11 protein-coding genes are annotated in these 13,164 nt (G+C 69.8%); 4 read left to right on the forward strand and 7 right to left on the reverse strand.

The features are described 5' to 3' along the window. Positions 1-37: 37 nt before the first annotated feature. The 3 genes from pgk (at position 38) to secG (ending at position 2,492) form a co-directional block, all read left to right on the forward strand. Positions 38-1,273 (forward strand): phosphoglycerate kinase, encoded by a 1,236-nt coding sequence (pgk, locus tag RBS12_RS01405; protein WP_307964252.1) that lies wholly within the window; start codon positions 38-40, stop codon positions 1,271-1,273. Positions 1,274-1,367: 94 nt separating this feature from the next. Continuing rightward, complete coding sequence (gene tpiA / locus RBS12_RS01410; protein WP_307964253.1) at positions 1,368-2,180, forward strand: triose-phosphate isomerase; 813 nt, start codon at positions 1,368-1,370, stop codon at positions 2,178-2,180. Between the two features lie 54 nt (positions 2,181-2,234). Further along, the gene (gene secG, locus RBS12_RS01415) at positions 2,235-2,492 is read left to right on the forward strand and encodes a preprotein translocase subunit SecG (protein ID WP_307964254.1); all 258 of its coding nucleotides are present in this window, start codon (positions 2,235-2,237) and stop codon (positions 2,490-2,492) included. 167 nt (positions 2,493-2,659) lie between these two features. Here secG and pgl read toward each other — a convergent pair whose 3' ends face one another. The 6 genes from pgl to tkt all read right to left on the reverse strand — a co-directional run bounded on the left by pgl (position 2,660) and on the right by tkt (position 10,939). Further along, positions 2,660-3,478 carry a 6-phosphogluconolactonase gene (gene pgl, locus RBS12_RS01420; protein WP_307964255.1) on the reverse strand — a complete coding sequence of 273 codons (819 nt, stop codon included), beginning with the start codon at positions 3,476-3,478 and terminating at the stop codon, positions 2,660-2,662. After that, positions 3,468-4,409: a glucose-6-phosphate dehydrogenase assembly protein OpcA gene (locus tag RBS12_RS01425; RefSeq protein ID WP_307964256.1), complete on the reverse strand. Its 942-nt coding sequence runs from the start codon at positions 4,407-4,409 to the stop codon at positions 3,468-3,470. Before RBS12_RS01425 ends, pgl begins: the two co-directional genes overlap by 11 nt. Further along, positions 4,406-5,962 carry a glucose-6-phosphate dehydrogenase gene (gene zwf, locus RBS12_RS01430; RefSeq protein WP_307964257.1) on the reverse strand — a complete coding sequence of 519 codons (1,557 nt, stop codon included), beginning with the start codon at positions 5,960-5,962 and terminating at the stop codon, positions 4,406-4,408. The genes RBS12_RS01425 and zwf overlap by 4 nt, the downstream gene beginning before the upstream one ends. A 96-nt stretch (positions 5,963-6,058) precedes the next feature. Next, positions 6,059-7,669, reverse strand: coding sequence for a glucose-6-phosphate isomerase (locus tag RBS12_RS01435; protein WP_307964258.1), 1,611 nt, complete (start codon positions 7,667-7,669; stop codon positions 6,059-6,061). Then, positions 7,666-8,787: a transaldolase gene (tal, locus tag RBS12_RS01440; protein ID WP_307964259.1), complete on the reverse strand. Its 1,122-nt coding sequence runs from the start codon at positions 8,785-8,787 to the stop codon at positions 7,666-7,668. The genes RBS12_RS01435 and tal overlap by 4 nt, the downstream gene beginning before the upstream one ends. Before the next feature lie 43 nt (positions 8,788-8,830). Then, positions 8,831-10,939: a transketolase gene (gene tkt / locus RBS12_RS01445; protein ID WP_307964260.1), complete on the reverse strand. Its 2,109-nt coding sequence runs from the start codon at positions 10,937-10,939 to the stop codon at positions 8,831-8,833. Between the two features lie 305 nt (positions 10,940-11,244). On the opposite strand from tkt, the gene RBS12_RS01450 reads away from it, so the two are divergent. Continuing rightward, complete coding sequence (locus tag RBS12_RS01450) at positions 11,245-12,183, forward strand: heme o synthase (RefSeq protein ID WP_307964261.1); 939 nt, start codon at positions 11,245-11,247, stop codon at positions 12,181-12,183. 40 nt (positions 12,184-12,223) lie between these two features. Here RBS12_RS01450 and RBS12_RS01455 read toward each other — a convergent pair whose 3' ends face one another. Further along, on the reverse strand, positions 12,224-13,153 hold the full coding sequence (locus RBS12_RS01455; RefSeq protein ID WP_307964262.1) for a COX15/CtaA family protein: 930 nt from the start codon (positions 13,151-13,153) through the stop codon (positions 12,224-12,226). Between the last annotated feature and the right edge of the window lie 11 nt (positions 13,154-13,164).

A 13,164-nucleotide genomic window follows, 5' to 3' on the forward strand; every position in this document is an offset into this window, starting at 1 on the left:
GGCCGTAACGTTCTGGGAACTCGGATAGCCTGAGTCCATGACTGAACACACTCTCGACGAGCTGCTCGCCGATGGTGTCCGTGGGCGGCACGTTCTGGTCCGTTCGGACCTGAACGTGCCGCTCGACGGTTCCACCGTCACCGACGACGGCCGCGTCCGCGCATCGCTGCCCGTCATCGCCAAGCTGGCCGACGCCGGCGCCCGGGTCATCGTCATGGCCCACCTCGGCCGCCCCAAGGGGACCCCGGACGAGAAGTATTCCCTGCGCCCCGCCGTCGACCGGTTTGCGGAGCTTGCGGCCTTCCCGGTGCGCCTTGCGGGCGACGTCGTAGGCCCGAGCGCTCAGGAACTCGCGGCCGCCCTTGGCGACGGCGAGGCCCTCGTGCTCGAGAACGTGCGCTTCGACGCGCGCGAGACGAGCAAGGACGACGCCGAGCGAGCCGAGTTTGCGCGCGAGCTCGCCTCGCTCACGGGCGAGAACGGCGCCTACGTTGACGACGCATTCGGCGCCGTGCACCGCAAGCATGCGAGCGTCTACGACATCGCCGCAGTCCTCCCGGCCTACTTGGGGGAGCTCGTGCGGGCCGAAGTCGAGGTGCTCAAGCGCCTCACTGAGAGCGCCGAGCGGCCCTACGTCGTCGTGCTCGGCGGGTCGAAGGTCTCGGACAAGCTCGCGGTGATCGACAACCTCATCGGCAAGGCGGACCGCCTCCTCGTGGGCGGCGGCATGCTGTTCACGTTCCTCGCGGCGCAGGGCCACAAGGTTGGTTCGAGCCTCCTCGAGCAGGACCAGATTCCGACCGTCCAGGCGTACCTCGAGCGGGCCGCGACGGCAGGCACCGAGTTCGTGCTCCCGACCGACGTCGTGGTCGCCTCGAAGTTCGCGGCCGACGCTGAGTTCGAGGTGGCCTCCGCGGACGCGATCGAGGGCACCGCGTCCGGCGAGTCCGGTATCGGCCTCGACGTCGGGCCCGAGACGGCCGCTGCCTTCGCGAAGGAGATTGCCGCCGCGAAGACCGTGTTCTGGAACGGCCCCATGGGCGTGTTCGAGTTCCCGGCATTCGCCGCGGGCACGAAGGCCGTTGCGCAAGCCCTGGCCGACGCCACGACGGCGGGCGCGCTGACCGTGGTCGGCGGCGGCGATTCCGCGGCTGCCGTGCGCACACTCGGTTTCGCAGATGACCAGTTCGGTCACATTTCGACCGGCGGCGGCGCGAGCCTCGAATACCTCGAGGGCAAGGAGCTCCCGGGCCTCACGGCCCTCGGAGCCTAGACCCCTTCCGCGCTCGGGCGCCGTCTGGACTGGAAGTCCGGCGGCGCCCCCGCGTGCCTCAACCTCAGGACCAGCAGGATCACCAGGAGACACCGTGACCACCTCCTCGAACGGCACGTTCGACCGCACCCCGCTCATCGCCGGCAACTGGAAGATGAACATGGACCACGTCCAGGCCATCACGCTGCTCCAGAAGCTCGCATGGACCCTCGATGACGCGCGCCACGACTTCGGCCGCGTCGAGGTCGCCGTGTTCCCGCCGTTCACGGATCTCCGTGGTGTCCAGACGCTCGTCCACGGCGACGACCTCAAGGTCCTCTACGGCGGCCAAGACCTCTCGCAGTTCGACGCCGGCGCCTACACGGGCGACGTCAGCGGCGCCTTCCTGTCCAAGCTCGGCTGCGCGTACGTCCTCGTCGGCCACAGCGAGCGGCGCACGATCCACGGAGAGTCTGACGACGTCCTCAACGCCAAGACGCAGGCCGCGTACCGGCATGGGCTCGTCCCCGTCCTGTGCGTGGGCGAGGGCCTGGAGGTGCGTCAGGCCGGCGAGCACGTCGAGCACACGCTCGCGCAGCTCCGCGCTGACGTGGACGGCCTCACCGCGGAGCAGGCCGCGGCGCTCGTCGTGGCCTATGAGCCCGTGTGGGCCATCGGCACGGGCGAGGTCGCGGGGCCCGAGGATGCACAAGAGATGTGCGCGGCGATCCGAGCGGAGCTCGCGACGCTCTTCGGTCTCGAGGCGGCCGCCTCGACGCGCCTCCTCTACGGCGGCTCCGTCAAGGCGGCCAACGCCGCGGCGATCCTGGGCCAGCCCGACGTCGACGGCGTGCTCGTCGGCGGCGCGAGCCTCGACCCGGCCGAATTTGCTAGCATTGTCAGGTTCGAGAGCCACGCGGGCGCATAGCGTTCGGTCCGGCGAAGCCGCACATCACTCGAGGGAAGGCCACGAGGCAACACGGTGCAAGTACTCCAGATCATCCTGCAGATCCTGCTCGGCATCACGAGCCTGCTGCTGACCCTGCTCATCCTGATGCACAAGGGCCGCGGCGGCGGGCTGTCGGACATGTTCGGCGGCGGGATGTCCTCGGGCCTTGCGTCCTCGGGCGTCGCTGAGCGGAACCTCAACCGCTTCACCATCGTCCTCGGCCTCACATGGGGCATCGTCATCATCGCCCTCGGGCTCATCCTCCGCTTCTCGGGGGCAGGGGAGTCCTAGGACAACAGACTCGAAAGGGGCGGGAACAGCGCTGCTGTTCCCGCCCCTTAGCCGTTCAAGGGTCAGGTCCTGCGGGTGTTCCACCCCCTCAATCGTTCAAGGGTCAGGTCCTGCGGGTGTTCCACCCGCAGGACCTGACCCTTGAACTAGTGGCGCAACCTCTCGGACTAAGCCGAGGCCGGCTCTTTGCGGAGGAGATTCCCGGGCACCTTCGCGGCCGCGGCCGCATCGATGAGCCACAGCGTGCGATCGCGTCCGCGGGCCCCCGCCGCCGGGACCTGAACGGTCCCCGCCCCTGCCAGCGCGAGTCCAACGGCTCCAGCCTTGTCCTCGCCCGCCACGAGCATCCAGACCTCTCCTGAAGATTTGATGGCGGGCAGCGTGAGCGAGATGCGCGACGGCGGCGGCTTGGGCGAGTTCTCGACGCCGACGACTGTTCGCCCCGTCTCGCGGATGCCCGCCATCTCGGGGAAGAGCGAGGCCACGTGCGCATCCGGCCCCACCCCGAGGAGCAGGACGTCGAAGCGTGGGAGCGGCCCCGGCTCGTCCGGGCGGCTGTCGGAGTAGTCCGCGACGTGTTCGCGGGCAGCGGCATCGGCGAGCTGCCTCGCGTAGTCCGCGGCGGCGTCGTCGGCTGTCGCAAACTCGCCCGCAGCGCCCGGAACGTGCACGCGCGCCGGATCGAGGGGCAGCCTGTCGAGGAGGGCCTGCCTGGCCTGGAGGACGTTGCGGTCGGGGGAACCGGCCTCGACGAAGCGTTCGTCGCCCCACCACACGTTGACCTTCGACCAGTCGACGGCGGCGCATGCGGGGGAGTCGCCGACGGCTCGGAGCGTCCCGATGCCCATCGATCCGCCGGTGAGGACGATGGTCGCGTCCCCGTACTTGTCCTGGGTGTCGACGAGCTTCGTGATGAGCCGCGCCGCGATGGCCGCGAGCAGCACGCTCGAATCCGGATGGATGCTGACGCGGGGATCAGCGCTCACTGGGCGTCACACTCCTCAGGTTGGTGCGCGGAAGGCCCTCCGCAAGGACTTCGCCGAACACCTCGTCGGGGTCGAGGCGGCGCAGCTCCTCCGCGAGGCAGTCCTCGAGGGTGCGGCGGGGAAGGGCGATCCGCTGGGACGGCTGTCCCGGCTGGGTGAGCTCGGCGACCGTCAGGCCGGGGCGGTAGAGCTGGACGTCGCCCGACGCGCGGCTCAGACGGACGCGGCGGATGCCGGTCCCCGCCGGATCGGACACGATGGTGACCGGCACGTCGAGCTCAAGGGTGAGCCACGCCGCGAGGAGCACCGTGCTCGGCGAGTCGGAGGCGCCCTCGACGGTCACGGCCGTCACGGGGGTGTCGTCCGCCTGGTCGAGGGCAGCGGCCAGCTGGATGCGCCAGTTCGTGAGGCGCGTCCACGCAAGGTCCGTGTCGCCCGCGCGGTAGGTTTCGCGGAGGTGGTACAGCGCCTCGGTGGGGTCCGGCTCGTTGCCCGAGTCGGTGATGCGGCGGTGGGCGATGCAGCCGATCGACGACGCGCTGGCATCCACGGGAGCCCCGTGCGGCCACCACGCGACGATCGGGGCGTCGGGGAGCAGGAGCGCCGAGACGAGCGACTCGTTCTCCTCGGCAAGGCGCCCGTAGCCGCGCAGGACGACGACCTCGGACGCACCGGCGTCGCCCCCGACGCGGATCTGGCCGTCGATGCGGTCGGCGGAGTCACGCCCCGAGTCGACGAGCACGATGATGCGGCACGGATGCTCGCGGCTCGCCTGGTTGGCGGCCTCGATCGCTTCCTCTTCGTATCCGTGCTTCGTGATGACGACGAGCGTGAGGACCCGTCCGAGCGCCACGACGCCGCCCTGGTGGCGGAGGTTCATGAGCTCCTTCGATACCTTCGACGTCGTGGTGTGCGGAAGGTCGATGATCATGGTCGCCTCCAAGAACGTCCGTCGCGGGCCATGAGCGCGTCCGCGGACGCGGGGCCCCAGCTGCCAGGTGCATACGGCTCCGGCTTGTCGCCGGTCGCCGCCCAGTATTCCTCGAACGGGTCAAGGATCTTCCACGAGAGCTCGACCTCTTCGTGGCGGGGGAAGAGCGGCGGTTCGCCGAGCAGGACGTCGAGGATGAGGCGCTCGTACGCCTCGGGCGACGATTCGGTGAACGAGTGGCCGTAGCCGAAGTCCATGCTCACGTCGCGCACCTCCATCTGGGTGCCGGGGACCTTCGATCCGAAGCGGATCGTGGCGCCCTCGTCCGGCTGCACCCGGATCACGACGGCGTTCTGGCCGAATTCATCGGTGCTCTGGTCCCTGAAGAGGAGGTTCGGGGCCTTCTTGAACACGACGGCGATTTCCGTCACCCGTCGCCCGAGCCGCTTGCCAGCACGCAGGTAGAACGGGACGCCGGACCAGCGTCGCGTGTGGATGTCGACGCGGATCGCGGCATACGTCTCGGTCGTCGAATCGGCGGGGATGCCGTCCTCTTCGAGGTAGCCCTTGACGAGCTCTCCGCCCTGCCAGCCGCCCGCGAACTGGCCGCGGGCCGAGTGGAGCGAGAGATCCTCGGGCAGCCGCACCGCGGCGAGGACCTTCTCCTTCTCGGCGCGAAGGTCCTCGGCGTCGAAGGAGATCGGTTCCTCCATCGCGGTGAGGGCGAGGAGTTGGAGGAGGTGGTTCTGGATGACGTCGCGCGCTGCACCCACTCCGTCGTAGTAGCCAGCGCGTCCGCCGGTGCCGATGTCCTCGGCCATGGTGATCTGGACGTGGTCGACGTAGTTGGCGTTCCAGATCGGCTCGAAGAGCTGGTTGGCGAAGCGAAGGGCCAGGATGTTCTGGACAGTTTCCTTGCCGAGGTAGTGGTCGATGCGGAAGACGGCGTCCGGCGGGAAGACCGACTCGACGATGTCGTTGAGCTTCCGCGCCGACTCGAGGTTGTGACCGAACGGCTTCTCGATGACCACACGGCGCCACTGGCCGTCCGTAGCCTGCGCGAGTCCGTGCTCCGAGAGCTGGCGGCACACCTGCTCGAAGGCCTTGGGCGGGATTGACAGGTAGAACGCGTGGTTGCCCCGCGTTCCGCGCTGCTCGTCGAGCTGGGCGAGCGTGTCCTTGAGCCGTTCGAACGCCTCGTCGTCGTCGAACGAGCCCTGAACGAAGCGGACTCCCTCGTTGAGCTGGGCCCACACCGCCTCGTCGAAGGGCGTCCGGGCGTACTGCTTGACCGAGGCCTTGACCTCTTCCGCGAAGTCCTCGTTCTCCCATTCGCGCCGGGCGAAGCCCACGAGGGCGAAGCTCGGCGGGAGCAGGCCACGGTTCGCGAGGTCGTAGACCGCGGGCATGAGCTTCTTGCGGGCCAGGTCGCCTGTCACTCCGAAGAGCACGAGCGACGACGGCCCCGCGATGCGATTGAGGCGCCGATCACGAGGGTCGCGCAGCGGGTTGCGCCGCTTCGACCCGGTCGCGCCGTAGTCGTTCTCTGGCATGATGCCTTTCTATTCCATCGTGGGCGGTCCGCGCGACACAACGCGCAGCAAAAGCCGCCGGCCCGGCCGTGGTGGCCGGGCCGGCGGCTCGGTGCCTCAGCGGGCCAGCGCCGACACGAGCTCGGTCAGCTGCCCGACGCCGGCTGCACGGTCGGTGAGGTGGAGGCGCAGCACGGGGCGCCCGTGCTCCGCGAGGACCTGTGCGTCGCCCGCGGCCTGAGCCTCGATGAGCTGGCCGAACGTGAACGGACGCCCCGGGATTTCGACGTCGACATCCGTCGCGGCCGTGATCTGGAGGAACACGCCGACAGCGGGGCCGCCCTTGTGGTACTGGCCCGTCGAGTGAAGGAACCGGGGGCCCCAACCGAAGGTCGTCGGCCGGCCCGTGGCCTTCGCGAAGGCGTCGCGGACGCCCTCGAGCTGCGGGAAGGCCAAACGGTCCAGGTACGCTTGGACGCTCAGGTATCCGTCGGGGCCGAGCTGGGCGAGAAGCGCCTTGAGGGCCTCCTCGACCGTCGCTGCGCCGCCGAGCCACTCACCGCCGCGCACTTCGATCGGGCCTTCGGCGAAATTGGCCCGGGTCGGCTCCGGGCGCGCGTCGAGCAGGCCGCGCGCAGCGACCTTCGCTGCCTCGACGTCGGGCTGGTCGAACGGGTTGATGCCGAGGAGGCGGCCGGCGATCGCGGTCGCGAACTCCCATACGAGCATCTGGGTGGCCAGGGTCCCGCCGACGGCCGCCTCGTTCGCATCAAGGGAGGGTTCGGCGTCGGCGGTGACGAGGCGGACGACGAGCACGTCCGCGGCGCCGTCGTTCACCTCGGGCGAGTCCACGGACGCGACGACCGGGAGGATCCCCCTGCCGATCTTGCCCGTCGACTCGGCGATGAGCTGCTCGGCCCAGTCCGCGAAGCCCGTGATCCCGGAACCGTCCTCGACGATGACGATCTTGTCCCGCAGCGGGGAGGTTCCGCCGAGGACGGCTCCAAGCTGGAGCCCGATGTTGTCCTCGGAGTCCTCGCGCAGCAGCTCTGCGGCTTCTTCGGCTTCGTCGAGGAGCGCCTGGATGTCGACGCCCGCGAGACCCGACGGCACGAGCCCGAACGCGGTGAGCGCCGAGTAGCGTCCGCCCACGGTGGGATCGGCGTTGAAGATGGCGCGGTACCCGGCCTCGCGGCTCGCCGCTTCGAGGGGTGAGCCGGGATCGGTGACGACGACGATGCGCCGCTTCGCGTCGATGCCCGCCGCCTCGAATGCGGCCTCGAAGGCACGGCGCTGCGAATCGGTCTCCACGGTCGAACCAGACTTGGAGGAGACCACGATGGCCGTGGCCTCGATGCGCTCGGCCAACGCGCCGGCAACCTGCTCGGGGTCGGTCGAGTCGAGAACGACGAGGGGAACCCCGGCGGTCGCCGTGATGACCTCGGGCGCGAGCGACGATCCGCCCATTCCACACAGCACGATCCGGTCGACGCCCTCGGCCCGGAAGGCGTCCCGGAGGGCGACGATGTCCGCGACGAGGGGCTGCGAGACGCTCGCGGCGTCAACCCAGCCGAGGCGCTTCGAGGACTCGTCCTCCGCGTCCTTGCCCCACAGCGTGGGGTCCTTCGAGAAGATCCGGCTTGCCACGCCGTCGGCCGCCAACTGGCGAACCTGGGCCTCGATGGCCTCACGCGCGGCACCCGTCGCGTCGAACGTGAGGGCGCTCACGCGCGGGCTCCTTGCGCCAGGGCAGCGAGGGTGCCTTCGACGTCGGCGAGGAGTTCGTTCCAGGAGGCGACGAACTTGTCCAGGCCTTCGGTTTCGAGGACGGCGACGACGTCGTTGTAGGACACGCCGAGGTTCTCGAGGGCGTCGAGGTGGGCGTTGGAGTCGGTGTAGGTGCCGGTGACGGTGTCGCCGGTGATCTGGCCGTGGTCGTAGGTGGCGTCGAGGGTCTTCTCGGGCATGGTGTTCACCACGCCGGGGGCGACGAGGCCGGCGACGTAGAGGGTGTCGGGCAGGTTCGGGTCCTTGACCCCGGTGGAGGCCCACAGCGGGCGCTGGGGGAGGGCGCCGGCGTCGGCGAGGAGCTTGAAGCGCTCGGAGGTGAACTCCTCCTCGTAGACCTGGTAGGCCAGGCGGGCGTTGGCCAGGCCGGCCTTGCCCTTGAGCGCGGCGGCCTCGGGGGTGCCGATCGCGTCGAGGCGCTTGTCGATCTCGGTGTCCACGCGGGAGACGAAGAACGAGGCCACGGAGTGGATGGTGGAGAGGTCGTGGCCGTTGGCCTTGGCCTTCTCGAGGCCATTGACGAACGCGTTGATCACGGCGCGGTAGCGCTCGAGGGAGAAGATCAGCGTCACGTTGACGCTGATCCCGGCGCCGAGGGTCTCGGCGATGGCCTCGAGGCCCTCGAGGGTGGCCGGGATCTTGATGTGGACGTTGGCCTTGCCGACCTTGGCGTGCAGGCGGCGGGCCTCGGCGATGGTGCCGGCGGTGTCCCACGCCAGGCGGGGGTCGACCTCGATCGAGACGCGCCCGTCGACGCCGCCGGTGGCCTCGGCGATGGGGGCGAAGAGGTCGCACGCGTCGGCGACGTCGGCGGTCGTGAGCTCGAAGACGACCTGCTCGACGTCGGCTCCGGCGGCGACGAGCTCGCGGAGCCGGTCGTCGTAGCCGTGGCCCTTGGAGATCGCGGCTTGGAAGATCGAGGGGTTCGTGGTCACGCCGACGACGTTCTTCTCGGCGATCAGCGCCGCGAGCGAGCCGTCGGAGAGGCGCTGGCGGGAGAGGTCATCGAGCCAGATGGAGACGCCGGCGTCGGAGAGGGCCTTGGTGGGGGTGGTCATGGTGGGTTCTCCTTGGTGGGGGGTGATCGGGCGGGCGAGCGGGTCAGCTCGCCGTGGCGATCGAGTCCTTGGCGGCCTGGGCGACGGCCTCGGCGGTGATGCCGAACTCGTGGAAGAGGGTCTTGTAGTCGGCGGAGGCGCCGTAGTGCTCGAGACTGATGGTGCGGCCGTTGTCGCCGACGAACTCGCGCCAGCCCAGCGCCAGGCCGGCCTCGACGGAGACGCGGGCGGTCACGGCGGCGGGCAGGACGGACTCGCGGTAGGCGGGGTCCTGGGCCTTGAACCATTCGACGCAGGGCATGGAGACTACGCGGGCGGCGATGCCCTCGGCGGCGAGGGCCGCGCGGGCCTCGACGGCGAGCTGGACTTCGGAGCCGGTGCCGATGAGGATCACGTCCGGGGTGGTCTCGGCGCCGTCGCGCTGGGCCTCGGCCAGGACGTAGCCGCCCTTGGCGACCCCGGAGACGTCGCCGAAGGCGCCGTCGCCGCGCTCGTACACGGGCAGGTTCTGCCGGGTCAGGACGATACCGGCCGGGTTTGCGGTGTTCTCCAGGATGGTCTTCCACGCGTAGGCGACCTCGTTAGCGTCCGCGGGGCGGACGACGTCGAGGCCCACGATGGCGCGCAGCGAGGCCAGCTGCTCGACCGGCTGGTGGGTCGGGCCGTCCTCGCCGAGGCCGATCGAGTCGTGCGTCCAGACATAGGTGGACGGGATGCCCATGAGCGCGGAGAGGCGGATCGCGGGGCGCTGGTAGTCGGAGAAGATCAGGAACGTGCCGGAGAACGCGCGGGTCTTCCCGCCGAGGGTGATCCCGTTGACGATCGAGGCGGCAGCGTGCTCGCGGATGCCGAAGTGCAGCACGCGCCCGTAGGGGTTGCCCTTCCACGCCGCGGTCGAGCGGGACGCCGGGATGAACGAGGGCGAGCCTTCGATCGTGGTGTTGTTCGACTCGGCGAGGTCGGCTGAGCCGCCCCAGAGCTCGGGCAGGACCGGGCCGATCGCGTTGAGGACCTTCCCCGAGGCGGCGCGGGTCGAGACGTCCTTGCCCGCGGGGAACACCGGAAGCGAGGACTCCCAGCCCGCCGGGAGCTGGCGGGCTTCGATGCGCGCGTGCAGCGCAGCGGCCTCGGGGTTTGCCGCGGCCCACGCGTCGAAGGACTCCTGCCAGGCCGCGCGCTCGGCGCGTCCGCGCTCGAGGGCGGCCCGGGTGTGCGCGAGGACCTCCGGGTCGACCTCGAAGGACTTCTCCGGGTCGAAGCCCAGGACCTGCTTCAGGGCCGCGACCTCGTCGGCGCCCAGGGCCGAGCCGTGGATCTTGCCGGTGTTCTGCTTCGTCGGGGCCGGCCAGCCGATGACCGTGCGCAGCGAGATGATCGAGGGGCGCCCGGTCTCGGCCTTGGCCGCGGCCAGCGCCTCGTAGAGCTCGGGCACGTCCTCGGCGTACTCTCCGGTTTTGGTCCAGTCGACCCGCTGGGTGTGCCAGCCGTACGCGGCGTAGCGGGCCAGGACGTCCTCGGTGAACGCGACGTCGGTGTCGTCCTCGATAGAGATGTGGTTCTCGTCGTAGATCACCACGAGGTTCCCCAGCTCCTGGTGCCCGGCCAGCGAGGACGCCTCCGAGGTCACGCCCTCCTGCAGGTCCCCGTCCGAGGCGATGACCCACACGGTGTGGTCGAACGGGGAGGTGCCCTCCGCGGCGGCCGGGTCGTACAGGCCCCGCTCGCGGCGCTGGGAGTACGCGAAGCCGACCGAGGACGCGAGGCCCTGCCCGAGCGGGCCGGTCGTGATCTCGACGCCCTTCGTGTGGCCGTACTCGGGGTGGCCCGGGGTCAGCGAGCCCCACGTCCGCAGCGACTCGAGGTCCTCCAGCTCGAGCCCGTACCCGGCCAGGAACAGCTGGATGTACAGGGTCAGGGACGAATGCCCGGGGGAGAGGATGAACCGGTCGCGGCCGATCCACGCCGGGTCCGAGGGGTCGTGCCGCATGAGCTTCTGGAACAGCAGGTACGCCGCCGGGGCCAGGCTCATCGCCGTGCCCGGGTGCCCGTTGCCCACCTTCTGCACCGCATCCGCCGCCAGCACGCGGATCGTGTCCACCGCCTTGCGGTCCACATCGGTCCACGTCAGAACATCAACATCAACAGCAGGCACGGAAACGAGCCCCTCTCCATCGCAGACGGCCTCCGGCCCCGCGGGTCCCCGTCATGGTGGGCCCTCGGATGCCGGCCGGCCGTTCACCATTGAAACGTCTTCTTGTGTATCCCTCGCGTTGCGACAACGGGACAACCAGCTCACATACTACGCACGCGGCTCGGCAGGGGTCAGTGGTTTGCCGGAAATTGGGCCTAATGTGAATCACGGGACACCGTGGCGGGCGTGAAGCTGCCGAAACCGTCCCGACACGTGCGCGGGTATGATGGAGGTTCGTCGGAGAAGCAGAAAAGAGTAGCGCACCCGTGAGTACAGAGGCCCACGCTCCATCCCGCCCGAAGGGCTCAAGGATCGTCCGCAAGCTCAAGGCATATGTCGCTCTCACCAAGCCGCGCGTCATCGAACTCCTGCTCGTGAGCACGCTTCCCACGATGATCTACGCGCAGCGCGGCTTCCCGTCTCTGGGCCTCATCGCGGCGACCCTGGTCGGCGGCGCGTTCGCGGCCGGCAGCGCGGGCGCGTTCAACTGCTACATCGACCGCGACATCGACCGCCTCATGAGGCGCACGGAGAACCGCCCGCTCGTCACGGGCGAGGTCACGCCGCGCGAGGCCCTCGCCTTTGCGTGGCTGCTCGGCATCGCGTCCCTCGCGATCCTCTGGTTCGGCGCGAACCCGCTTTCCTCGGTACTCGGGGCCGCCGCGATCTTCTTCTACGTCGTCATCTACACGCTCGTGCTCAAGCGCCGCACGGCTCAGAACATCGTGTGGGGAGGCGCCGCGGGATGTTTCCCGGTGCTTATCGCGTGGGCTGCCGTGACCGGCACCGTGGCGTGGCCCGCCGTCGTCCTCTTCATGGTGATCTTCCTCTGGACGCCGCCGCACTATTGGCCGCTTTCGATGCGGTATGGCGAGGACTACCGGAACGCCCAAGTTCCCATGCTCGGTGCCGTGGCGGGGGCCAAGATCGTCTCGGTTCAGGTCGTCCTGTATGCGTGGGCCATGGTCATCTGCTCGCTCCTCCTCGTGCCGCTCGGGCACGCGGGCTGGGTCTACACGATTGCGGCGACCGCGACCGGCGGATGGTTCCTGTGGGAGTCCCACGCGCTCTACGCGCGCGCCCAGCGTGAGGAGATCGAGGACAAGAAGGCCATGAAGGTCTTCCACGGCTCGATCAGCTACCTCACGGTGCTCTTCCTCGCCCTCGCGATTGACCCCTTCGTCGGCGCACCGATCGTCGGCTGAGCCGCGCGACGGCGACGTCGCACCGCCGTGCCCTTGGGGGCTAGGCCTTCGGGCTCCAGCGAGCGAGGTCTGCGGCGTTGACGGCTGCCGCCATCAGCAATGCCGCGACGAACATGTGGAGGCCGACCAGAAGCGCCGGGATGCCCGTGTAGTACTGCGTGATACCGATGGCCGCCTGGAGCACCGTGAGGCCGAGAAGCGCCGCGACGGCGTTGCGGAACGGCCCGTGGAGACGGCGCGAAACCACCACGACGACGCCGAAGAGGGCGCCGAACGTGACGAGATAGGCCGGGACAGCGTGGATGTGGGAGACGAGATCCCAGTCGAGGCCGTTGCGCGGAGCGTCTGCGTCGCCCGCGTGCGGGCCGGCACCCGTGACGACGACGCCGAGGACGACGGCGAGCGCGGCCGCGACGGCCGTGGCGAGCATGACCGGACGCATTGAGCCGGGCAGCGCGGGGAGCGTGCGCGTCATGTTGGCCCCGGTCCGCCCATAGGTCCGGTTGACGAGAAGCGTCGCGAACACGACGAGTGCCATCGAGACGAGGAAATGCAGCGCCACGACCCACGGGTTGAGCTGCGTCAGGACCGAGATGCCGCCGATGACTGCTTGAGCCGGGATGCTCGCGAGCAGCGCGATCGCGAGCCAGAAAAGGTCGCCGCGCTTCTTGCGGAGGTTCCAGAGCGCGACGACCATCGCGAGCGCGACGGCGGCGAGCGCGAACGTGAGCAGCCGGTTGCCGAACTCGATGACGCCGTGGAAGCCCATTTCGGGGGTCGTTGTGAGGGAGTCGGCCGTGCAGCGCGGCCACGTCGGGCAGCCCAGTCCGGAGGACGTGAGGCGCACGGCTCCGCCGGTCACGATGAGCACGATCTGGCCGACGAGCGACGCCGCGGCAAGGGCGCGCACACGGGCGTCGACTTCGGTCGGGAGCCAGCCGACGAAGCGGGCGACGGCGGTCTGGGACATGATCAGTCCTT

Source organism: Sinomonas sp. ASV322, assembly GCF_030908245.1.
Taxonomy (GTDB): domain Bacteria; phylum Actinomycetota; class Actinomycetes; order Actinomycetales; family Micrococcaceae; genus Sinomonas.